The 21441-nt window shown below is 63.7% G+C and carries 20 protein-coding genes; 14 read left to right on the top strand and 6 right to left on the bottom strand.

Translation table 11 applies throughout. The annotated features are described in order from the left end of the window. The first annotated feature begins 36 nt into the window (after positions 1–36). The 8 genes from BSY16_RS26500 to BSY16_RS26535 all read left to right on the top strand — a co-directional run bounded on the left by BSY16_RS26500 (position 37) and on the right by BSY16_RS26535 (position 10714). A complete protein-coding gene (locus BSY16_RS26500; protein WP_069062775.1) occupies positions 37–1773 on the top strand; it encodes an adenylate/guanylate cyclase domain-containing protein in 1737 nt (578 codons plus the stop codon). A 372-nt stretch (positions 1774–2145) separates the two neighbouring features. Continuing rightward, complete coding sequence (kdpF, locus tag BSY16_RS26505) at positions 2146–2235, top strand: K(+)-transporting ATPase subunit F (RefSeq protein WP_069062776.1); 90 nt, start codon at positions 2146–2148, stop codon at positions 2233–2235. A 31-nt stretch (positions 2236–2266) separates the two neighbouring features. After that, complete coding sequence (kdpA, locus tag BSY16_RS26510) at positions 2267–3970, top strand: potassium-transporting ATPase subunit KdpA (RefSeq protein ID WP_069062777.1); 1704 nt, start codon at positions 2267–2269, stop codon at positions 3968–3970. 199 nt (positions 3971–4169) lie between these two features. Then, positions 4170–6218: a potassium-transporting ATPase subunit KdpB gene (gene kdpB / locus BSY16_RS26515; RefSeq protein ID WP_069062778.1), complete on the top strand. Its 2049-nt coding sequence runs from the start codon at positions 4170–4172 to the stop codon at positions 6216–6218. A gap of 11 nt (positions 6219–6229) precedes the next feature. Next, positions 6230–6796: a potassium-transporting ATPase subunit KdpC gene (gene kdpC, locus BSY16_RS26520; RefSeq protein WP_069062779.1), complete on the top strand. Its 567-nt coding sequence runs from the start codon at positions 6230–6232 to the stop codon at positions 6794–6796. Between the two features lie 59 nt (positions 6797–6855). Continuing rightward, positions 6856–9561 carry a DUF4118 domain-containing protein gene (locus BSY16_RS26525; protein ID WP_069062780.1) on the top strand — a complete coding sequence of 902 codons (2706 nt, stop codon included), beginning with the start codon at positions 6856–6858 and terminating at the stop codon, positions 9559–9561. After that, on the top strand, positions 9558–10250 hold the full coding sequence (locus BSY16_RS26530; RefSeq protein WP_069062781.1) for a response regulator transcription factor: 693 nt from the start codon (positions 9558–9560) through the stop codon (positions 10248–10250). The genes BSY16_RS26525 and BSY16_RS26530 overlap by 4 nt, the downstream gene beginning before the upstream one ends. A gap of 23 nt (positions 10251–10273) precedes the next feature. Beyond that, positions 10274–10714, top strand: a complete 441-nt coding sequence (locus BSY16_RS26535) for a PTS sugar transporter subunit IIA (RefSeq protein WP_069063717.1) — start codon at positions 10274–10276, stop codon at positions 10712–10714. 122 nt (positions 10715–10836) lie between these two features. Here BSY16_RS26535 and BSY16_RS32185 read toward each other — a convergent pair whose 3' ends face one another. Beyond that, on the bottom strand, positions 10837–11055 hold the full coding sequence (locus BSY16_RS32185; RefSeq protein WP_150130154.1) for a hypothetical protein: 219 nt from the start codon (positions 11053–11055) through the stop codon (positions 10837–10839). Here BSY16_RS32185 and BSY16_RS26545 point away from each other — a divergent pair. From BSY16_RS26545 to BSY16_RS31755, 4 genes are read left to right on the top strand one after another with little or no spacing between them, the layout of a single operon-like run. Then, positions 11054–11473 (top strand): hypothetical protein, encoded by a 420-nt coding sequence (locus tag BSY16_RS26545; RefSeq protein ID WP_150130155.1) that lies wholly within the window; start codon positions 11054–11056, stop codon positions 11471–11473. The two genes, BSY16_RS32185 and BSY16_RS26545, sit on opposite strands and share 2 nt — an antisense overlap. Before the next feature lie 14 nt (positions 11474–11487). Beyond that, positions 11488–12408: a dihydrodipicolinate synthase family protein gene (locus BSY16_RS26550; RefSeq protein WP_069062784.1), complete on the top strand. Its 921-nt coding sequence runs from the start codon at positions 11488–11490 to the stop codon at positions 12406–12408. Positions 12409–12419: 11 nt separating this feature from the next. Beyond that, positions 12420–12572, top strand: a complete 153-nt coding sequence (locus tag BSY16_RS32565; protein WP_171902488.1) for a hypothetical protein — start codon at positions 12420–12422, stop codon at positions 12570–12572. Positions 12573–12608: 36 nt separating this feature from the next. Beyond that, a complete protein-coding gene (locus BSY16_RS31755; RefSeq protein WP_083243134.1) occupies positions 12609–12854 on the top strand; it encodes a hypothetical protein in 246 nt (81 codons plus the stop codon). A gap of 21 nt (positions 12855–12875) precedes the next feature. Here the strand turns inward: BSY16_RS31755 and BSY16_RS26560 are convergent, their stop codons facing one another. Next, positions 12876–14771, bottom strand: coding sequence for a potassium transporter Kup (locus BSY16_RS26560; RefSeq protein ID WP_069062786.1), 1896 nt, complete (start codon positions 14769–14771; stop codon positions 12876–12878). Between the two features lie 248 nt (positions 14772–15019). Here BSY16_RS26560 and BSY16_RS26565 point away from each other — a divergent pair, with 248 nt between their 5' ends. Next, positions 15020–15466, top strand: coding sequence for a VOC family protein (locus tag BSY16_RS26565; protein ID WP_069062787.1), 447 nt, complete (start codon positions 15020–15022; stop codon positions 15464–15466). 88 nt (positions 15467–15554) lie between these two features. Here BSY16_RS26565 and BSY16_RS26570 read toward each other — a convergent pair whose 3' ends face one another. The 4 genes from BSY16_RS26570 to BSY16_RS26585 are packed head-to-tail and all read right to left on the bottom strand — an operon-like array spanning position 15555 to position 20588. Continuing rightward, complete coding sequence (locus tag BSY16_RS26570) at positions 15555–16673, bottom strand: ABC transporter permease (RefSeq protein WP_069062788.1); 1119 nt, start codon at positions 16671–16673, stop codon at positions 15555–15557. Beyond that, the gene (locus BSY16_RS26575; RefSeq protein ID WP_069062789.1) at positions 16674–17822 is read right to left on the bottom strand and encodes an ABC transporter permease; all 1149 of its coding nucleotides are present in this window, start codon (positions 17820–17822) and stop codon (positions 16674–16676) included. Further along, on the bottom strand, positions 17819–19582 hold the full coding sequence (locus BSY16_RS26580) for an ATP-binding cassette domain-containing protein (protein ID WP_069062790.1): 1764 nt from the start codon (positions 19580–19582) through the stop codon (positions 17819–17821). The genes BSY16_RS26575 and BSY16_RS26580 overlap by 4 nt, the downstream gene beginning before the upstream one ends. A gap of 4 nt (positions 19583–19586) precedes the next feature. After that, positions 19587–20588 carry an HlyD family secretion protein gene (locus BSY16_RS26585; protein ID WP_150130156.1) on the bottom strand — a complete coding sequence of 334 codons (1002 nt, stop codon included), beginning with the start codon at positions 20586–20588 and terminating at the stop codon, positions 19587–19589. Positions 20589–20696: 108 nt separating this feature from the next. Here BSY16_RS26585 and BSY16_RS26590 point away from each other — a divergent pair, with 108 nt between their 5' ends. After that, positions 20697–21374, top strand: a complete 678-nt coding sequence (locus BSY16_RS26590; RefSeq protein WP_069062792.1) for a CerR family C-terminal domain-containing protein — start codon at positions 20697–20699, stop codon at positions 21372–21374. Positions 21375–21441 lie beyond the last annotated feature (67 nt).

Raw genomic sequence — 21441 nt, forward strand, 5'->3', positions numbered from 1 at the left:
TTATCCGGTGGCGTACCGCGATTCCGATCCTGTAAGATGGGGCCGCGCGATGAGAAGCGCGACTGCAGGAGGCCGAACATCACCAGTCCTTCCTTTTCGACGCGGCAGGTTCGGTTGGCGTCGGGGCTTGTGCTCTTTTCCTTCGTTGCGACCCATCTTGCAAACCACGCGCTTGGGCTCGTCTCTCTCGACGCCATGGAAACCGGGCGAGGCGTTTTTCTTACGATCTGGCGAAGCACACCGGGCACCGTTGCGCTGTATGGCGCTTTTCTCGTTCATTTTGCGCTGGCTCTCCGGGCCATCTATTCGCGCCGGGCGTGGCGCATGCCCCTTGGCGAGTTTGCCCAGATTGCCTTCGGGTTGTTGCTGCCGTTCCTGCTGGTCGATCATGTCTTCGGCACCAGGGTGCTTCATGAAACCACCGGCGTCAGGGACCAGTATGCCCGCGTCATCTACAATCTATGGGTCGTGTCTCCTGTCGGTGGCGTGAAGCAGTCCTTCGTGCTCGTCGTCGCCTGGGCGCACGGCTGTCTCGGGCTGTATTTCTGGCTGCGGCAGCGATCCTGGTTCGCGCGGCACCAGCCGGTCTTCCTTGCCGTCGCGGTACTGCTTCCGTCCCTGGCATTGCTTGGATTTGTCGATGCCGGCCAGACGATCGCTAGACTGGCTACGAAAGGCGGCCTTGATCCCTCGGTAACGGCTATGCCGCCCGAGAGTGCGAGCACCGCGTTTGCCGACACCGCGCGCACGATCGTCTATTCGGTTTTGGTGGCGCTGGTCGGCGGCCTCTTCGCCTTTCGTCTCCTTCGCTATCTGCGCCTGCGCCGGAACATGGTGGAAATCCGCTATGGCGCGGGACACACCGTCCGGGTGCCGCGTGGCTTCAGCGTCCTCGAAGCGAGCCGCCGGCACGGCATACCCCATAACTCCACATGCGGCGGCAAGGGGCGCTGCTCGACGTGCCGTGTCCGTGTCATCGAGGGCTTGCACCGCCTGTCGCCGCCAACGGAGACCGAGCAGAAGACGCTGGCGAGGATCAATGCCGGCAAGGATGTCAGACTGGCCTGCCAATTGCGCGCGATGAGCGATCTCACGGTCATTCCGCTGTTGTCGACCGCGGTCACTGCTGCCGAGGTGGTGCCGCGCCTGAGTGTCGCGCCGGGCAGGGAGCAGGAGGTCGTGGTCCTGTTCTGCGATATCCGCGGCTTCACCAAACTCGTCGAGGCGCGCCTGCCCTTTGACGTCGTCTTCCTGCTCAACCGCTATTTTGCCGTGGTTGGGCGCGCCGTCGAGGCGGAAGGGGGCAAGCTGGACAAATTCGTCGGCGACGGGGTCATGGCGCTGTTCGGTGTCACACCCAGTGCGCTTGATCCCTGCCGTGGGGCGTTTGCCGCGGCCGTTGCAATCGGCGAGGGCATCCGTGAACTCAATCAGGAGCTTGCCGAGGAACTGAGGGCTCCCCTCCGGCTGGCAATCGGCATCCATGTTGGCCCCGCCGTCGTGGGCGCCATCGGCTACGGATCGGCAATCGGCATCACGGCGATTGGCGATACGGTCAATATTGCAAGCAGACTGGAGGGGGCAGCGAAGGAACTCGACGCCTATCTGGTCGCATCCGAACGGGCTGCCCGCCGCGCGGGCCTCGATCTGTCGGCAGCAAGCCAGCGTACGATCGATGTGCGCGGGCGTTCCTTGGCCCTGAACGTCGTTGCGTTCGACGATATGCACGATTTGTCCAGAAGTCTCGATGGCGAGATAGAACCGCTTTCATAAGATCTGGCCTGTTGCGGACAGGTCTTGATAGTTGGTTTTACACGGTCCGCCGGCCGTAGCCTTCGCCCTGTCTTCGAGCGGCGTCCGCCAAAATTCCTATAGGATTCCTATTTTTTCGCCGCCCGGTTGCTCTCGAATGCCTATCCGGTTTGGCCACATATCAGAGCGTGAGAGATCGAAGGATGCTCTCCACGCTAGAAAGCTTTCTCGGTGTCGCCCGTCCGGACGGCGCCTTTTGGCTTGTCTCGCTCCGCCCAAACCAAAGGAGTCCGAATGATGATCGACGTCATTCTTATCGGCACAGCGGTCGTCTTCTTCGCCCTCTGCTTTGCCTACACGCAAGCCTGCGACAGGCTGTGAGGAGAGCATACGATGTTGTTCGACTATGTCTTTAGCGGTGCCGTCACCGTCTTTCTCACCATTTACCTGACCTACGCTCTCATTCGGCCAGAACGCTTCTGATGAAGCTGCCGGGTATTGAAAGTTTCCTCCCATGACCCTCAACGGATGGCTACAGATCCTGCTCTTCTGCGGGATCGTCCTTGCCCTCGTCAAACCGCTCGGCGCCTATATGACGCGCGTTTTTGCCGGGGAACGTACATTTCTTTCTCCCGTCCTCGTTCCGATCGAACGGGGGCTATACGCCCTGGCCGGCACCAGCGATCGCGAAGAGCAGCGCTGGACGAGCTACGCCTTCGCCATGCTCGCATTCAACCTTGCCGGCCTGCTGCTGCTTTATGGATTGCAGCGCATGCAGGGCATGCTGCCGCTCAATCCTGCCGGTATGACCGCGGTCGGGCCGGAACTGTCGTTCAACACCGCCATCAGCTTCGTCGCCAATACCAACTGGCAGAACTATGGCGGTGAAAGCACCATGTCCTATCTGACGCAGATGGCCGGGCTGACGGTGCAGAACTTCGTTTCTGCCGCCACCGGCATGGCGATTGCCGTCGCCCTGATCCGCGCGTTCTCGCGCGCCTCGGGTAAGGCGCTCGGCAACTTCTGGGTCGATATGACCCGCGCCACGCTCTACATCTTGCTGCCGATCTGCATCGTGCTGACGCTCGCCTATGTCGCGCTCGGCGTGCCGCAGACCTTCGGCCCCTATGTGACGGCGACGACACTGGAAGGTGCGCAGCAGACCATCGCGGTCGGCCCGGTCGCCTCGCAGCTCGCCATCAAGATGCTCGGCACGAATGGCGGCGGCTTCTTTAACGCCAACTCGGCCCATCCCTTCGAGAACCCCGACGCCATCTCGAACATGATCCAGATGGTCTCGATCTTCGCGATCGGCGCGGCCTTCACCAATGTCTTCGGTCGCATGGTTGGCAACCAGCGCCAGGGCTGGGCGATCCTCGCCGCCATGGGCGTGCTGTTCGTCGCCGGTGTCGCCGTTACCTACTGGGCGGAAGCCTCCGGCAACTCGCTGATGCATGCCTTCGGCCTGCAGGGCGGGAACATGGAGGGCAAGGAAGCCCGCTTCGGCATCGTCATGTCCTCGCTCTTCGCAGTGGTCACGACGGCAGCCTCGTGCGGCGCGGTCAATGCCATGCATGGCAGCTTCACGGCGCTCGGCGGCCTCATCCCGCTCATCAACATGCAGCTCGGCGAGGTCATTGTCGGCGGCGTCGGCGCAGGCTTCTACGGTATCGTCCTCTTCATCATCGTCGCTGTCTTCGTGGCAGGCCTGATGGTCGGACGCACGCCGGAATACCTCGGCAAGAAGATCGAGGCGAAGGAGATGAAGATGGCCGTGCTCGCCATCCTCTGCCTGCCGCTCGCCATGCTGGTCTTCACGGCCATCTCGAGCGTCATGCCCTCGGCGGTCGCATCGATCGGTACGGCCGGCCCACACGGCTTCTCCGAGATCCTCTACGCCTATACGTCGGCTGCGGCCAACAACGGCTCGGCCTTCGGCGGCCTGACGGGCAACACGCCCTGGTACAATGTCACGCTCGGCCTCGGCATGCTGATGGGGCGCTTCCTGGTCATCGTTCCCGCACTGGCGATTGCTGGTTCGCTGATCGCCAAGAAGACGGTTCCTGCCTCGGCCGGCACCTTCCCGACGGACGGCCCGCTCTTCGTCGGCCTGCTCGTCGGCACGATCCTCATCGTCGGCGGTCTCACCTTCTTCCCGGCGCTGGCGCTTGGCCCGGTCGTCGAACACCTGGCCATGCTGGCCGGGCAGACCTTCTGAGGAGCGGCCATGATGCGTCGCGTGACAAGACCTTCCGTCTCCACCCCGGTTCGCCGGGGTGGAGAAAGCAGCCGATGGTGTGCGTCCAATGCCATTCTGGCGATGTTGGGCGCCCTCTTCGCCATCGCCTGCATCATCGAATTCCTTCGCGGTTGACCGGCCACCGGTTCCGCATTTTGTTTCAAAGCTGGAGTCTCTTATGAGCCAGGCAAAATCCGCGAGCGTCCTGGATTCTCGCATTCTCATCCCGGCGATCGGCGCTGCGTTCACCAAGCTCAATCCGCGCACGCTTGCCCGCAATCCGGTCATGTTCGTCGTGGCGACCGTCTCGGTCCTCACCACCGTCCTCTTCCTGCGCGACGTTGTTACCGGTGGCGGTGATCTCGGCTTCTCCTTCCAGATCAACCTCTGGCTCTGGTTCACCGTGCTCTTCGCCAACTTCGCCGAAGGCGTCGCCGAAGGCCGTGGCAAGGCCCAGGCCGATTCACTGCGCAAGGCGCGCAGCGAAACCCAGGCCAAGCTGCTCGCCACTGGCAGCACCACCGACTACAAGATGGTGCCGGGCACCAGCCTAAAGGTCGGCGACGTCGTGCTCGTCGAGGCGGGCGACATCATCCCGTCCGACGGTGAGGTTATCGAAGGCGTAGCCTCGGTCAACGAAGCGGCGATCACCGGTGAATCCGCGCCCGTCATCCGTGAATCCGGCGGCGACCGCTCGGCCGTCACCGGTGGCACGCAGGTCCTGTCCGACTGGATCCGGGTGCGCATCACGGCTGCTGCCGGCTCTACCTTCCTCGACCGCATGATCTCGCTCGTCGAAGGTGCGGAACGCCAGAAGACGCCGAACGAAATCGCTCTCAACATTCTGCTTGCCGGCATGACGCTGATCTTCGTGCTTGCGACCGCCACCATTCCGAGCTTCGCCTCCTATGCCGGCGGCTCGATCCCGGTCATCGTTCTCGTCGCACTGTTCGTGACGCTGATCCCGACGACCATCGGTGCGCTGCTTTCGGCCATCGGCATTGCGGGCATGGACCGCCTCGTGCGCTTCAACGTGCTGGCCATGTCTGGCCGTGCGGTGGAGGCGGCCGGCGACGTCGATACGCTGCTGCTCGACAAGACAGGCACGATCACGCTCGGCAACCGCCAGGCGACGGCCTTCAAGCCGGTGCGTGGTGTCACCGAGCAGGAACTTGCCGACGCTGCCCAGCTCGCCTCGCTTGCCGACGAGACGCCGGAAGGCCGCTCGATCGTCGTGCTCGCCAAGGAGAAGTACGACATCCGTGGCCGCGACATGGCGAGCCTCAAGGCGTCCTTCGTGCCCTTCACCGCGCAGACCCGCATGAGTGGCGTCGATCTTGAAGGCTCGCAGATTCGCAAGGGCGCGGTCGATGCGGTGCTCGCCTCCGCTGCCAGCGTTGCGCAGTCGGACGTGTTGCGAGAGCTCCAGGCTTCTGCCGACGAGATCGCCAAGGCCGGCGGTACGCCGCTTGCAGTTGCGCGCGACGGCAAGCTGCTCGGCGTCATCCAGCTGAAGGATATCGTCAAGGGCGGCATTCGCGAACGCTTTGCGGAACTGCGCCGCATGGGTATCCGCACCGTGATGATCACCGGCGACAACCCGATGACGGCGGCGGCAATCGCTGCGGAAGCAGGCGTCGACGACTTCCTCGCCCAGGCGACACCGGAAAACAAGCTTCAGCTCATCCGCGAGGAACAGGCCAAGGGCAAGCTGGTCGCCATGTGCGGCGACGGTACCAACGATGCGCCGGCACTTGCCCAGGCGGATGTCGGCGTCGCCATGAACACCGGCACGGTCGCCGCCCGCGAGGCCGGCAACATGGTCGATCTCGACAGCGACCCGACCAAGCTCATCGAGATCGTCGAGATCGGCAAGCAGCTCCTGATGACCCGCGGCGCGCTCACGACCTTCTCCATCGCCAACGACATCGCGAAGTATTTCGCGATCATTCCGGCCATGTTCCTCGCCTTCTATCCGCAACTCGGCGTGCTGAACATCATGGGCCTGACGAACCCGCAGTCGGCGATCCTGTCTGCGATCATCTTCAACGCGCTGATCATCATCGCGCTGATCCCGCTGTCGCTGAAGGGCGTCAAGTACCGCGCCGTCGGCGCCGGTGCGCTGCTCTCCCGCAACCTCTTGATCTACGGCCTCGGCGGTATCGTCGTGCCCTTCATCGGCATCAAGGCGATCGACATGGCCATTACGGCCCTCGGCCTCGTCTAAGGAGCAAAACCATGTTCAAGCAACTCCGTCCGGCCATCGTCATGATCGTGGCCACCACGGCAATCACCGGCCTTCTGTACCCCGCCGCGATGACCGGCATCGCGCAGGCCGTCTTCCCCGGTCAGGCGAATGGCAGTCTGATCGAGAAGAATGGCCAGGTCGTCGGTTCGACACTCATCGGCCAGGCCTTCACCGGTGAGCAGTACTTCCACGGCCGTCCCTCGGCGGCGGGCGACGGCTACAACGCCGCCGGCTCCTCCGGTTCCAACCTCGGCCCGACCAGCCAGAAGCTGATCGACCGGGTAAAGACGGACTACGAGGCGGCGAAGGCGACGAACCCGGGCGCTGAAGTGCCGATCGACCTCGTCACGGCCTCGGGCAGTGGTCTCGACCCGCATATCTCGCCGGATGCAGCCTATTTCCAGGTGCCGCGCGTCGCCAAGGCGAGGGCGATGGACGAGGCCGCAGTGCGTGCGCTCGTCGACCGGCAGATCGAGGGCCGTGAGCTTGGTTTCCTCGGCGAACCTGTGGTGAATGTGCTGCGCCTCAATATGGCGCTTGACGAGGCCCGTTCGTAAACTGAAATGGGCGTCTCCGACCGGCCTTTCGGCCGGTCGGAGGAATTGGGTGGATATTCATGCCGGATGACCGTCGCGAGATTGAGAACAGGCCGTCGCCGGACGCTCTGCTGGAGCACGCGCAGCGGGAGACGCGCGGGCGCCTGAAAATCTTCCTCGGTGCAGCGCCGGGCGTCGGCAAGACTTATGAGATGCTGATGTCCGGCCGCGCGCGGCAGGCCGACGGCGTCGATGTCGTCATCGGTGTCGTCGAGACACACGGCCGCAAGGAGACGGAAGCGCTCGTCGACGGCTTCGAGGTCATCGCCCGCCGGACGATCGACTATCGCGGCCAGACACTTGAGGAAATGGATCTCGATGCGATCCTCGAACGCCGGCCGGCGCTCGTCCTCGTCGACGAACTCGCCCATACCAATGCCGTCGGCAGCCGTCATCCCAAGCGTTATCTCGACGTGCAGGAGCTGCTTTCGCGCGGCATCGACGTCTATTCGACGCTCAACATCCAGCATGTGGAAAGCCTCAACGACGTGGTGGCGCAGATCACCCGCATACGCGTGCGTGAAACGGTGCCGGACTCCATCGTCGACCGGGCCGACGACATCGAGATCATCGACATCACGCCGGAAGACCTAATCAAGCGGCTGGCGGACGGTAAGGTCTACGTGCCGAAAACGGCCAAGCGGGCGGTCGAGAACTATTTTTCACCGGGCAACCTGACGGCGCTGCGTGAACTGGCGCTGCGCCGTACCGCCCAGCGCGTCGACGAGCAGCTGCTCAACCACATGCAGGCCCATGCCATTTCGGGGCCGTGGGCGGCCGGCGAGCGCCTGCTGGTCTGCCTCGGCCATGGCAGCAATGGCGCCAGCCTCGTGCGTTACGCTCGACGCCAGGCCGACCGGTTGCGTGCGCCTTGGGCGGTGCTGCATCTCGACACGCCGCAGGCGGTCAGCCTGCCGGAGGAGGACAAGGACCGGCTCGCCGCCAATATGCGGCTTGCCGAACAACTTGGCGCCGAAACCGTGACATTGCCGGCGCTTTCGCTGTCACGCGACATCATCGCCTATGCCAATACCAACAACTTCACACATATCGTCGTCGGCCGCCCGAGCGGATCGCGCTGGCGGCAGCTCTGGCAGGGCTCGGTCACCCATGATCTGATCCGCTATGCCGGCAATATCAGCGTCCACGTCATTTCCGGAGATGACAAGGAAGGGCAGCCGACGCGTGGCGTGAAGGCCGCCCAGGCGCCAAAACCCTTTCGCATCAAACCCTATCTGTTGAGCGTCATTTTCATCCTGCTCGCCATTCTTGCCGGCATCGCGCTAGATCAGACGCTCGACGTGCAGAACCTCGCGCTCGTCTTCCTCATGGCGGTGCTCGCGGCCTCCGTGCAGGGCGGGCTTGGGGCCGGTCTCTTCGCCTCGCTGCTCGGTGCGCTCTCCTTCAACTTCTTCTTCCTCGAACCGCGCTACAATTTCACGGTCCGCGACCCGGAAAGCATTGTCGCGCTGTTCTTCTATCTCGGTGTCGCGGTTGTCGCCTCGAACCTGACGGCCGCGGTGCAGCGCCAGGCCGCGGCCGCCCGGCAGAGGGCCCGCACGACGGAAGACCTCTATCTCTTCTCCAAAAAGCTTGCCGGCACCGGCACGCTCGACGATGTGCTCTGGGCGACCGCCTTTCAGATTGCCTCGATGCTCAAGGTGCGGGTCGTCATCTTGCTGCCGGAGGGCAGTTCGGTGGCGGTCAAGGCCGGCTACCCACCGGACGATACGCTGGTCGATGCCGATATCGCCGCGGCAAAATGGGCCTGGGAGCACAATCGGCCGGCCGGCCGCGGCGCCGATACGCTGCCGGGCGCCAAGCGGCTCTATCTTCCCCTGCGCACCGGCCGCGATGCGGTTGGCGTCATCGGCCTCGACAATGACAAGCAGGGACCGATCCTGACGCCCGAACAACAGCGCCTGTTCGATGCCCTGTCGGACCAGGCGGCACTGGCGATCGAGCGCGTGCAGCTCGTTTCCGACGTCGACAAGGCCAGGCTTGCGGTCGAGACGGATCGGCTGCGCTCAGCCTTGCTGACTTCCATCTCGCACGACCTCAAGACGCCGCTTGCCGCCATCATGGGCTCTGCCGACACGCTGAAGGGGCTTGGTGCGCAACTCGACGAGGACGCGCGGCGCGAGCTGCTATCGACGGTGATCGACGAATCCGAGCGTCTCAACCGCTTCATCGCCAACCTGCTCGACATGACCCGCCTCGGTGCCGGCGCCATGGAACCGAATTACGCCTGGCATTTTGCCGGCGACATCGTCGGCACGGCGCTTTCGCGCGCCGGCAAGATCGTGTCCCATCACAAGGTCGAGGTGCACATTCCGGAAACCCTGCCGATGCTGCGGGTCGACCCCGTGCTTTTCGAGCAGGTGCTCTTCAATCTTATCGACAACGCCGCCAAATATGCGCCGGAAGACACGCTGATCGAAGTCCGCGGCCGGCAGGACGGCAATGCCCTTCTGCTGTCTGTCGTCGACGAAGGCCTCGGCATTCCGCCCGACGATATCGAGCGCATCTTCGACAGCTTCTACCGCGTGCGCAAAGGTGATCACGTGCGCGCCGGCACGGGGCTCGGGCTTTCGATCTGCCGCGGTTTCGTCGAGGCGATGGGCGGCACGATCACCGCTGCCAACCGCACTGACCGTGCCGGCGCCGTCTTTACCATCCGCATGCCGGTGTCGGCCGAAATGCCCGTCCTGGGAGGAAACGAATGACCAATACCGCCGTCCGCATCCTGATCGTCGATGACGAGCCACCGATCCGCAAGCTGCTGCGCGTCGGGCTCTCCACGCAGGACTATGCCATCATCGAGGCGATGAACGCCAAGGTGGCGATCGAACTGGTCAAATCGGAAAAACCGGATCTGATCGTGCTCGACCTCGGCCTGCCGGACATGCCGGGGCATGACCTGCTGGCCAGGTGGCGCGCGGAGGGGCTCGACCTACCCGTCGTCATCCTGTCGAGCCGCACCGACGAGGCCGGCATCGTGAAAGCGCTGGAGCTTGGCGCGGATGACTACATCACCAAGCCCTTCGGCATGAACGAGCTGGTCGCGCGCATCCGCGTGGCGCTGCGTCACCGGCTGCAAACGCAGGGGGAGAAACCCATCTTCCAGACGGGCGATCTCTCGGTGGACCTCGTCAAGCGCATCGTCAAGGTTGCGGGTGAGGAGGTGAAACTCTCGCCGAAGGAATATGATATTCTGCGCATTCTCGTGCAGCATGCCGGCAAGGTGCTAACCCATCGTTTCCTGCTCGAACATGTCTGGGACGGTCTGACCGACGTACAGTATCTGCGCGTCTATGTCCGCCAGCTCCGGCAGAAGATCGAGCGCACACCAGACCAGCCGCAATACATCCTCACCGAGACCGGTGTCGGCTACAGGCTCGTCGACGCGAGCTGATTATCGCATTCATGGAGTTCATCATGCAGCTCAGCGACCACCTGGCGCTGGAAAACATCGCCGTCGACCTGCCGCCCGTTTCGAAGCATCAGCTTCTGCGGCAGCTGGCCGACATGTCCGCGCGGCAGACCGGGATCGAGGCCGGCGTCATCGCCAAGGCCTTGCTTGCCCGCGAAAACCTCGGTTCGACCGGTATAGGGCGGGGGATCGCCATCCCGCATGCGCTCATCGAAGGGTTGCCGAGGAGCCTTGCCATCGTCGCCCGGCTTGCCCGGCCGATCGATTTCGAGGCGGTCGACGATATTCCGGTCGACATTGTCGTGCTGCTTCTCTCGCCTGCCGCAGGGTATGGGCAGAACCTCAACATTCTCTCCTGTATCGCGCGGCAATTGCGCCATGATCACACCGTCGCGGCCATTCGCGCCGCGCGCACTGCCGATGAAATTTTCGTGCTTCTCACATAGCCGTGACGGCGGCAGGGCGTCGTTTATGCAATTCCTATTTTTCCGTCCCCGCCTTCCAATCGAGAAAATATCCGCGGACGCCTAGCTTCAGATGGTCGTGACCGATGCCCTTCCGGGTGGGGTCACGGCGATCCATCAGCAGAGGTGCCATCATGCGGAGAGATTTTTCGGACCATCATCTTCCACCGCTTTCGACGCGGATGATCTTCCTTCATCATCGCGTGCGCCTGCACGATCAGGCGAGCCATGGGAAGGAGCGGGACGAACCCATGCCGCTCGCCGCGGGAGCCATCCTCGCAACGATGCTGCTTGTTGCCGCGATTCTGCTCGGGGTTCTCCATGCCTAGGGCCGCATCGTCCGAAACGGTAATGCGCGGTCATCGGGCAGAGGCGGACCTGCCGGCTGCCGAGGTGCTTGCCGAGCGTATCGCCGCCGCCCACCGCCTGCGCGAGCATCACCTGTGGGAAATCCTGCGCACCCTGCCATCCCTGGCTGAGGCGCGCGACGATGCCGAGTTCCGGCATCGCTTCCGCACATTGATGGAGCGCGATGACCTCGTGGCCGCAAGCCGGCTGCTGGTCGATGCCGCGCGCCCGACCTGTCACCTCGACCAATTGGTGTGCCTCGACGGCACCTGGATCGCGCGCATCTGCTCGGACGGCGCCATTCCCCGCGCCGTTGCGGTTCATATCGACCGGGTGGCTGCCGTCATGGCCGCGCTGGTGGCGCTGGATCGCGCCGGTCCGGTCAAACATTGAAAGGAAAAGATATCATGCCAGACTTTCGACGCCGCAATCCCGTTCAGGGCCTCATCACAGACCTCGTCACGCCCTTCCGCGGCGATGGGGTGGACCACGAGGGGCTTGCCTCTCTCGTCAACTGGCAGATCGCCAGCGGCGTGTCCGGCCTTGCCGCCTGCGGCAGGCCTGGTGAAGCGTCTTCGCTGAGCCGGGAGGAGCGCCGTGCCGCGCTCGCCGCCGTGGTTAAGGCCGCCCGTCTCTCCGTGCCGGTTCTTGCTTCCGTCGGTACCTATTCGACCGAGGCGACCATAGCGCTTGCCCTCGATGCGGAAGAGGAGGGGGCGGATGCGTTGATCGTCACCACGCCCTATTACAGCAAGCCGACGCAGAAGGGCATCATCGCCCATATGCGCGCCGTGGCGGAAGCGACCGCGCTGCCGATCCTCGTCATGGCCGACCCGGCAACGACCCGCTCGGATGTCACGGCCGAAACCCTCTGGGCGCTCAGCGATGTTCCCGGCATCCACGGCTTCATCGACGCATCGGGCGACATGGCGCGCCTCGCCGTGATCGACCGGCGGCTGCGCGAGCGACTGGTGTTGTACTCCGCACACGATACGACGGCCTTCGCCTTCAACGTGCTTGGCGGTAGCGGAACGTTTTCCACTGCGGCAAATCTCGCGCCGCGCCTGACGAGCGCGATGCACCAGGCGTTGCGCACGCGCAATGTCGATCTCGCCCTCGACCTCAAGGATCGTCTTGCGCCCCTCTTCATGGCGCTCGGCGATACGCCGGATCCGGCTGCCATTAAGCACGGGCTCATGCCCGTCCTCGGCCTGTCCGAGGCGGTGCGGCTCCCGCTGGTGCCGACCACGCTCGGGGCCGGCGCGACCGTGCGCCGTGCGCTTGCCGGCTTGCCGGAAAGCGCCGCGCAGCTTGCCAGGGCAAGCTGAGGGCAAGTGACATGGCACGCAAGAAGAAAACCCATAAGACGCTGGCGGTCACCGCCACCATGCGGCAGCCACAGCCGCCGTTGCCGATACCGGCGCTTCTGCTGCGCGTTGGCCTGATCCTGGCCGCCGCAGCCGCCGTCCAGCATTTTCTCCCGCAACTTTGAGCGCAGACTGCGCTATTCCTTCCGAAAGAAACATCCATGCGTAGTCCTGCCCGACACCGTCGCCCGCACCGTCCTGCCGCGATAACCGAACCGCCCCGCTTCACGGTCGGGCGCGATCATCACGGCTGGTGGGTCGTCGAGGACCGTCTCGGTCGTGTCGGCGGCCTCTTCGCCAATGAAGACGCCGCCATGCATTATGCCCTGGAAGAGAGCAACCGGGACCGCCGGGCGGTCCGTTGCCAGCGCCGCGGCGCGTCCGTCGAGTTCCGCCTCGCCCGGTGAGCCGCGGTGCCTCTGAAAAAATCAGATGGCGACCTGCTCGCCGAGCTCAACCACCCGGTTGGCGGGCAGCTTGAAGTAATCGGACGGATCGATGCCGAAATTGGCGAGCGCGATATAGAGGCGCTCCTGCCAGACCGGCAGGCCAACGGTCGGCGAGCGCACGAGGACGCGCCGGCCGAGATAGAACGAGGTCTGCATGATCTCGAACTTGAAGCCTTTCTTGCGGCAGATGCTGAGCGCCTTGGTGACGTTCGGTTCATCCATGAAGCCGAAGGTCAGGTCGATGCGCAGGAAGCGGTCGCTGAGCTTCTGCATCTCGATGCGTTCTTCTTCCGGCACGTAGGGCTTGTCCTGCGTCCACACCGTCAGGATGACGTTTCGCTCGTGCAGGACGTGGTTGTGCTTGATGTTGTGCAGAAGCACCGCCGGCGTGCGATCCGGCACGCTGGTCAGGAACACGGCCGTGCCGGGCACGATGGCCGGGGCGTGTTTGGACTTCTTCTCCAGCGCCGCGATGAAATCCGTCAGCGGAATATCGCTTTGCGCGGTCTTGGTCTTGAGATATTTGGTGCCCTTCGTCCAGGTCCACATGATCAGCATGATGGCGATCGCCAAGGCGACCGGTACCCAGCCGCCATCATGGACCTTCAGAAGGTTCGCGGCCAGGAACACAGCCTCGACCAGAAGAAGCGGCAGCAGGAGCAGGGTGGCGGTGAGGGTGGAGTAGCCCCAGATCTGGCGCAGGAACTGGTGCGCCATCAGGGTCGTCACCACCATCGCGCCCGTCACCGAGATACCATAGGCGGTTGCCAGCGATTCCGAATCCCCGAAGGAAAAGATGAGCACGATCACCCCGACGAACAGCACGCCGTTCACCGCCGGCACGTAGATCTGGCCGGTATTGGTTTCCGAGGTGAACTTAATCATCAGGCGCGGCAGGAAGCCGAGATGCACCGCCTGGCGTGCCAGCGAGAAGGCACCGGTGATGACCGCCTGGCTGGCGATTATGGTCGCCATGGTGGCGAGGATGACGATCGGCAACAGGGCCCAGTCGGGATAGAGCAGGTAGAACGGGTTCTCGACGGCCTCGGGATTGGTGAGGACGAGGGCGCCCTGTCCGAGATAGTTGAGCGTGAGTGCCGGGAAGACCAGGATGAACCAGGCCCATTGGATGGGCCGCCGACCGAAATGGCCGAGGTCGGCATAGAGTGCCTCGGCGCCGGTGACGGTGAGGAAGACAGCGCCGAGCACGATTAGGCCGACGGCGCCGGCATGGGTGATGAACCACAGCGCATTCAATGGGTTGAGCGCCTGAAGGATCGTCAGGTTGTCACCGATATGGATGAGGCCGCCCCAGGCCATGGCGAGGAACCAGACGACGGTGACCGGCCCGAAGAAATTGGAAACCGCGGCCGTGCCCTTCGATTGCACGAGGAAGAGGCCCACCATGATCGCCGCCGACATGGGCAGCACGTAGTCGGCGAAGGCTGGCGTCACGAGCTTCAGCCCCTCCAGCGCCGACATGACGGAGAGTGCCGGCGTGATCATCGCATCGCCGATGAAGAGCGCGGCGCCGATGACGCCAGCAAAGAACAGCACCGGCAGGTAGCTGCCAGATTTTTTCATGAGCAGCGCGAGCAACGACAGCGTTCCGCCTTCGCCGTCATTGTCGGCACGCAGCAGGAACAGCACATATTTGAAGGTCACGATGATGGTCAGCGTCCAGACCATCAGGGAAATGAGGCCGATGACGACGTCCTCGCGGACAACGCCGTCGGCGACGAACGGCCGCAACGCTTCGCGGAAGGCGTAGAGCGGGCTCGTGCCGATGTCGCCATAGACAACGCCGATAGAACCGAGAAGCAGGACAAGGAATTTGCGCGAATGGATTTTGCCGTCGGCGTCCAGCGATGTCATTCGGTGCGGTGTCCTCGGGTTCGCGCCAGCGGCAATATGGTGCAAAGCAAGATAGCTGGCAATGAGGGGTGATCCCTAATGCAGAAGGGGCCGACGCCGCAAGCATTTCCATTCTGCCCGTGCGCCTGGAAGTGGGCAGGCCATCAGTGATGGTCGCCGCAGGTTGACTTGGACCGCAATTTACGTTGATATCAATTCATTCGCGGACTGTAGGCCCGCGGAGGGAGAACAACAACGAGGAGCCAACCATGAAGATCGTGACAAGCCTGAGTTTCCAGGGCCAGTGCCGCGAAGCATTCGAATTCTATGCCAAGGTGCTGGGCGGCAAGATTACCGCAGCCATGCCCTATGGCGACGCCCCGCCGGACATGCCGATCAGCGATGCGAAATACAAGGACTGGCTGATGCATTGCTGGCTGGATGTCGGCGATCAGGCGCTGATGGGGGCCGACATGGATGTCGCCTGGGCGCCGAATGTCGACAAGCCCAAGAACGGCTTCGACGTCACCCTGCATACGACCGACAAGGCCGAAGGCAGGCGCTGGTTCGACCAGCTTTCCGAAGGCGGCAAGCAGGTCATGCCGTTTGCGGAAACGTTCTGGTCCCCCGGCTTCGGCTCCCTCGTCGACAAGTTCGGCGTGCCTTGGATGATCAACAGCATCCCCTCGGGCGATTGGAAACCGTCGCAGGGCTGATCGCGGAAATTGGCCGTTTTGCATTTCAGACGGGGACCGCCGCCGGCGGTCCCCGTTTGCATTCAACTTGACGCGCAAGCCGGGCCGGCTAGTTCAGCCGGTGCTTGAACATCCATGCGGAGATCGGCATCGTCACGGCCGCGATGGCGATGAGCGCCAGCATGTCGGGCAGGAGTTCGGCGAACTGGCCGCCTTCGAGGTAGACCGTGCGGGTGATGCGGATGGCGTAGGTCAGCGGATTGATCATCGTCAGGTATTGCAGGGCGGCGGGCATGTTGTCGGTTGGCGAGACGAGGCCCGACAGCAGCATGAATGGCATGAGAAAGACGAAGCACAGGATCATCGCCTGTTGCATGTTTCCCGCAAGCGACGAGAGGAAGAGACCGAAGCCGATGGCGGCGGCGAGGAAGAGGGCCAGGCCGACATAGAGTGTGAAGAGGGATCCCGCGAAGGGGATCTGGAACCAGAAGAGCGCAACCAGCAGGATCGCCGAGGCCTGGGTGATGCCGACGATCATCGAGGGCACGGCCTTGCCGATCATGATCTCGGTCGGTGTGAAGGGGGCGACGAGAAGCTGATCGAACGTGCCTTCCTCCCGTTCGCGCGCCACGGACATCGCAGTCAGCATCATCGTCATCATCATGGTGATGGTACCGATGAGTGACGGGACCATGCTCCAGCGGGTTTCGAGTTGCGGATTGAACCAGGCGCGCGTCGATGCCTTGACGCCCGCACTTTTGGCACCCGTTTCCGCCTGCCGCGCGGCCGCAAAATCGCCGATGATCGTGCTTGCATACCCCTGGGCGATGCCGCTGGTGTTTGAATTCCGGCCATCGGCAATCACCTGAACGGGGGCCGCCGCACCCGCTTCGAGGTCGCGTTCGAAGCGGGGTCCGATCACCACGATCACCATGGCGCGCCCGGCATCGAGCAGCGGTGCGGCCTGCGCCGTCTGTGTGAACGTGCCCTGTCGCTGGAAAAGGCCCGAGCCTTCGAGCTTGGCGACAAGGGCGATCGACGCGGTGCTGCGATCCTGGTCCACCAGGACATAGGGCACGCTGTTAAGGTCGTAGGTGGCCGCGTAGCCGAAGATCAGGCATTGCAGGATCGGCGGCACGACGAGGCTGGCGCGGCTTTTCGGATCCTTCAGGATGACGAGAAGCTCCTTGCGGATGAGGGTCAGGATACGAAGAAAAGAGGCCAGCATCTAGGCGATCCTCTTGCGCGTGAGACGTGCGGCAAGTGTCAGGAGCGCGATTGCCATTCCGGCAAGAACGGCGGCATTGGGAAGGATGACGCTCCAGTTGTTGCCCGAAAGGAAAAGCGACTGCAGCAGCGTCACGAAGTAGCGTGCCGGAAACACATAGGTGATCACCTGGACGGCAAAGGGCATGCTGCGCGGGTCGTACATGAACCCGGACAGCATCATCGCCGGCAGGAAGGTGAGCAGCACCGTCACCTGGCTTGCGACGAACTGGCTCTTGGCCGCCGAAGAGATGACGAGGCCAAGGCCGAGGGCGACGAGCAGGTAGAGCATCGACACAACGGTAAGGATGACGAGCGACCCGCGCAGCGGCACGCCGAACAGCAGCTTGCTGCCGACGACGCAGAGCACGAGCCCGATCAGGCCGAGTAGGAAATAGGGCACGGTCTTGCCGAGAAGAATTTCGATTGAGCGGACCGGCGTCACGAACAGCGCCTCGAACGTGCCGCGTTCCCATTCGCGCGCCATCACCAGCGCCGTCAGCAGGGCGCCGATCAGGGTCATCACAAGAACGATCAGACCGGGCACGAGAAAGTAGCTGCTGTCATTGGCTTCGTTGAACCAGAGGCGAGGCTCGATGACGATGCCACCGCTCACGATGCCGCCAGTGCGCGCGGCTTCCTTTGCCGCCCAGATGCCGACGGCCCCTTGCGCATAACCGAGGGAGATGCGCGCGGTATTGGCATCGGCGCCGTTGATGATCAACTGAACCTCTGCCGCGCCGAGGTCGATGCCGCGGGCGAAATCTGAGGGGATGCGGACAATGGCGCGCACGTCCGCGGCCATCAGCATCCTTTCGGCCTCGTTCATGGTGTGGACGGTTCGCGTGGAAAAATACGGCGAGAGTTCGAAGGCGGCGGCGACGCCGCGCGCCTCGACGGAACTGTCCTCCATCAGGATCGCGACGGGCACGTTCTTGACGTCCAGGTTGATGCCGTAGCCGAACAGGACGAGCAGCGTGACGGGCATGACGATGCCGATCGCGATGCTGCTGATGTCGCGCAGGAGCTGCCGCGTTTCCTTGCGGATCAGGGCGCGTGTTCGGCGCAGCGATGCGGCAAGACCGCCGGACTGATCGGAACGTCTGGTCATGCGGCCTTCTCCGTTCGCTTCAGCCGCTCCCGCTCGACGATTGTGATGAAGGCCTCCTCCATGGACGGCGCGGCGTCATCCGATGTCGCCACCCGCTCGCGGATTTCGAGAGGTGTTCCCTCCGCAAGGTTCCGGCCGGCATCGAGGATGATGATCCGGTCGCAATATTCCGCCTCTTCCATGAAATGGGTCGTCACGATGACGGTGACGCCCTGTTCCGAAAGCGCGGTGATCCGGCCCCAGAACTGCCGTCGGGCGATGGGGTCGGCGCCGCTCGTCGCCTCGTCGAGGAAAAGGATATCCGGTTCATGCAGGAGGGCGGCGGCTAGGGCGAGGCGCTGCTTGAAGCCGCCGGGAAGCTGGCCGCTCGGCAGATCGGAGAGGCTTTCCAGCGCGAATTCGTTCTTCAGCGCGCGGATTCTGTCTTTCTTGCCGCTGCCGCGCAGGCCATAGGCGCTGGCGAAGAATTCCAGATTCTCGTCGACCGTCAGCTGGCCGTAGAGCGAGAATTTTTGGGCGACATAGCCGAGCCGCTCGCGGGCCTTCGCGCCCGCCCGCAGCAGGTCGGCGCCCGCCACCTTCAGCGTGCCGCCGGTCGCCGGCAGCAGGCCACAGAGCATGCGAAAGGTCGTGCTCTTGCCAGCACCATTGGGCCCGAGAAGCCCGTAGACCTCGCCGCGGCGGACGCTGAAACTGACATGATCGACGGCCGTGAAATCGCCGAACATTCGCACGAGGTCACGCACTTCGACGACCGCTTCGTCAACCGGGCCGCTGCCACCTGCGGCAATCGCCGTGTGGCTGACACGGTCCCGTTCTCCCGCGACGCTGTCGAAGAGCATCATGAAGGCATCCTCGAAGCGGGGCTCGACCGGCTCCATGTCGAGCGAAAGCCCCTCGATCTGCAGGGCGGCGTCCTGCTGGCCGGGCCGGCGCACCACCCGGACCCGACCGGCCTCCGGCACGGCATCCACGACGCCGGGCAGCGCAAACAGGCGGGCTTGCAGGGAGCGGGCGGGTAGGCCTTGCGGTCCGTTGACGAGGAAGCAGCAGCTTTCCGCCTTGGCGGTGATCTCCGCCGGCGGCCCTTCGGCGAGTATCTTGCCCGCATGCATCAGCACTGCATGATCGCAGCGTTCCGCTTCGTCGAGATAGGAGGTGGCGACGACAACCGACAGGCCGTCCTCGCGGATCAGCTTGAAGACGATGTCCCACAATTCGCGCCGCGACAGCGGGTCGACGCCGACCGTCGGCTCATCGAGCAGCAGCAGTTCGGGCGCGCGCACCAGCGTACAGGCAAGGCCGAGCTTCTGCTTCATGCCGCCGGAAAGTTTCCCGGCTGGCCGCTCCCTGAACCGCCCTAGCTGCGTCATTTCGAACAGGCGCGGGTAGACTTCCGCGCGTTGCGCGCCGGTGACACCGTGCAGGTCGGCATAGAGGTCGAGGTTTTCCTGCACGCTCAGGTCTTCATAGAGGCCGAAACGCTGCGGCATGTAGCCGATACGGTCCTGAACGGCCTGCGGCACGGTGCTTACATCAAGCCCGACGACCTCCAGGCTGCCGGAATCCGGGGCGACCAGTCCGCTCGCCAGGCGGAGAAGGGTCGTCTTGCCGGCTCCGTCCGGGCCGACAAGGGCGGTCAGGGCACCCTTGCGCACGGCCAGCGAAATGCCGGCAAGCGCTTCGACCGGTTCGCCGCTATTCCGGCGGAAGGTCTTGTGCACATCCCTCGCGATAAGGCAGAGCGGCCGCTCGTCCATGGTCTCATCCACCGTTTTTCTGGGGCGTCTCGTCGAGACGCGGCCGAACGGTGGCCGGCATGCCGAGGCGCAGCACGTTGTCAGGGTCTTCGACGAAGACGCGGACTTCGAAGACGAGGCTGGTGCGCAATTCCTCGGTCTGCACCGTCTTCGGCGTGAACTCCGCGACCGACGAGATGAAGCCGATCCAGCCCGCAATCGCGCGGCCGGGCATAGAATCGACGCTAATCTCTGCCCTCATCCCGGGGCGGATTTGCCCGAGTTGGGTTTCCGAAACATAGGCGCGCACCCATTTCGGGCTGATGGTTACGAGCGAAAATGCGGCGCGCGTCGGCGATGCCATCTCGCCAGGCTCGATCAGGCGGGAACGGACGACGGCATCGACCGGCGCCCGGAGGTCGGTATCGGCAAGCTGCGCCCGCAGAAAGGCCGCTTGCGCCTCGGCGGCGCGCAATTGAGCATCAGCCTGCTGGATTTCCTCGATCCGCGTTCCGGCGACGAGAAGATCCAGCGCCTTGCGCGTAGCAACGACCTTGGCGTCAGCCACCGCCGCCGCCGACCGGGCATTGTCGAGCGTTTGCTGGCTGGCGGCGGCGCGGGGGACGAGCGCACTTTGTCGCTCGAATTGCAGGCGTGCATTGGCGGCCTCCGCCTCCGCAGCCACGAGATTGGCGCGCGCCTGGGCGATTTCCTCCGGCCGGGTGCCGTTCTTCAAGCGTGTCAGGCTCGCTTGCTGGGCATCCACCTGGGCCACCGCCTGGTCGATCTGCGGTACGATGCGGCTGGTGTCCAGCCGGGCGATGACCTGGCCTTTTTTCACCTGCGCGCCCTCTTCGACAAGCACCTCGGTCACCGGTCCGTTGCCGTTGAAGGCAAGGGTTACCTGCCGGAAGTCGATGTTTCCGTAAAGGGCAAGTTCGGCCGGTGCTTGTGTGCGCTGCCGATACCACCAGGCGCCAGCGGCGAGGATCGCCAGAAGGAGGGCAATAATGAAGAGGCGTTTCATTCTGTTGATCCCTGAAATGCGCCCGTAGAAGCCGGTCAGGAGCGACCAAGCGGGTTGTCAAATCGTAATTTTAAATCTAAATTTGAATTCGGTCAACGAGGAGCAGGAATGGCGAAAGGTTCAAGGCGGTCGTCGACGGTTGGCGGGCGGCCTGACGGCGCCGCGACTCGGGTAAGCCTGCTCGAGGCGGCAGGGGCGGTCTTTGCAGAATCGGGCTTTGACCGCGCGACGGCGAAGGAGATTGCTCATCGCGCGGGCGCGAATGCCGCCGCCGTCAACTACCATTTCGGCGGGATCGAACCGCTCTATGAGGAGGTGCTGGCCGAGGCGCATCGCCGGCTCGTCAACTATCAGGTTCTCGCCCGGGTGGTTTCCGCCGACCAGGACCCGAAGGACAGGCTGCGCCGGCTGATCGGCCTTCTCGTCAGCGTGGTTCGCTCTGAAAGCAGCGCGTCATGGCCGGCCAAGGTGATCGTGCGTGAACTGATCGCGCCGACGCCCCATTTCGAAAAGCTTCGCCGTGAGGAACTGGAGCCGAAGAAGGCCCTGATTTTCGGCGTCCTTTCCCAGACCATGGGCGTGGCACCGGATCACCCGCTCGTCGCCCAGGCCGCCCTGTCGATCATGGCGCCCTGCTTCATGCTGCTGATTGCCGAGAAACGCCTGACGGAGGTGTTGAGCCCCCTCGACCGCGCAAATGTCAGCAACGAGACACTGGCAGACAGGCTGGCGAATTTTACCCTCGGCGGCATCGCCCAACTGGTGGCGACGGAGCTTGGTGGATGATAGGCGAGTGACTTGCATGTAAAGCCCCGCCGTAGCTCTTCGCAGCATGGATTCGTGCGGTACGAGG

This window comes from Sinorhizobium sp. RAC02, from assembly GCF_001713395.1.
In the GTDB taxonomy this organism is placed as follows: Bacteria; Pseudomonadota; Alphaproteobacteria; order Rhizobiales; family Rhizobiaceae; genus Shinella.

Bases quoted from the DNA above. Each gene is read 5' to 3' on its own strand.
- BSY16_RS26500 (WP_069062775.1), top strand. From the start codon at position 37: ATGGGGCCGCGCGATGAGAAGCGCGACTGCAGGAGGCCGAACATCACC.
- kdpF (WP_069062776.1), top strand. From the start codon at position 2,146: ATGTTGTTCGACTATGTCTTTAGCGGTGCCGTCACCGTCTTTCTCACC.
- kdpA (WP_069062777.1), top strand. From the start codon at position 2,267: ATGACCCTCAACGGATGGCTACAGATCCTGCTCTTCTGCGGGATCGTC.
- kdpB (WP_069062778.1), top strand. From the start codon at position 4,170: ATGAGCCAGGCAAAATCCGCGAGCGTCCTGGATTCTCGCATTCTCATC.
- kdpC (WP_069062779.1), top strand. From the start codon at position 6,230: ATGTTCAAGCAACTCCGTCCGGCCATCGTCATGATCGTGGCCACCACG.
- BSY16_RS26525 (WP_069062780.1), top strand. From the start codon at position 6,856: ATGCCGGATGACCGTCGCGAGATTGAGAACAGGCCGTCGCCGGACGCT.
- BSY16_RS26530 (WP_069062781.1), top strand. From the start codon at position 9,558: ATGACCAATACCGCCGTCCGCATCCTGATCGTCGATGACGAGCCACCG.
- BSY16_RS26535 (WP_069063717.1), top strand. From the start codon at position 10,274: ATGCAGCTCAGCGACCACCTGGCGCTGGAAAACATCGCCGTCGACCTG.
- BSY16_RS26545 (WP_150130155.1), top strand. From the start codon at position 11,054: ATGCCTAGGGCCGCATCGTCCGAAACGGTAATGCGCGGTCATCGGGCA.
- BSY16_RS32185 (WP_150130154.1), bottom strand. From the start codon at position 11,055: ATGGAGAACCCCGAGCAGAATCGCGGCAACAAGCAGCATCGTTGCGAG.
- BSY16_RS26550 (WP_069062784.1), top strand. From the start codon at position 11,488: ATGCCAGACTTTCGACGCCGCAATCCCGTTCAGGGCCTCATCACAGAC.
- BSY16_RS32565 (WP_171902488.1), top strand. From the start codon at position 12,420: ATGGCACGCAAGAAGAAAACCCATAAGACGCTGGCGGTCACCGCCACC.
- BSY16_RS31755 (WP_083243134.1), top strand. From the start codon at position 12,609: ATGCGTAGTCCTGCCCGACACCGTCGCCCGCACCGTCCTGCCGCGATA.
- BSY16_RS26560 (WP_069062786.1), bottom strand. From the start codon at position 14,771: ATGACATCGCTGGACGCCGACGGCAAAATCCATTCGCGCAAATTCCTT.
- BSY16_RS26565 (WP_069062787.1), top strand. From the start codon at position 15,020: ATGAAGATCGTGACAAGCCTGAGTTTCCAGGGCCAGTGCCGCGAAGCA.
- BSY16_RS26570 (WP_069062788.1), bottom strand. From the start codon at position 16,673: ATGCTGGCCTCTTTTCTTCGTATCCTGACCCTCATCCGCAAGGAGCTT.
- BSY16_RS26575 (WP_069062789.1), bottom strand. From the start codon at position 17,822: ATGACCAGACGTTCCGATCAGTCCGGCGGTCTTGCCGCATCGCTGCGC.
- BSY16_RS26580 (WP_069062790.1), bottom strand. From the start codon at position 19,582: ATGGACGAGCGGCCGCTCTGCCTTATCGCGAGGGATGTGCACAAGACC.
- BSY16_RS26585 (WP_150130156.1), bottom strand. From the start codon at position 20,588: ATGAAACGCCTCTTCATTATTGCCCTCCTTCTGGCGATCCTCGCCGCT.
- BSY16_RS26590 (WP_069062792.1), top strand. From the start codon at position 20,697: ATGGCGAAAGGTTCAAGGCGGTCGTCGACGGTTGGCGGGCGGCCTGAC.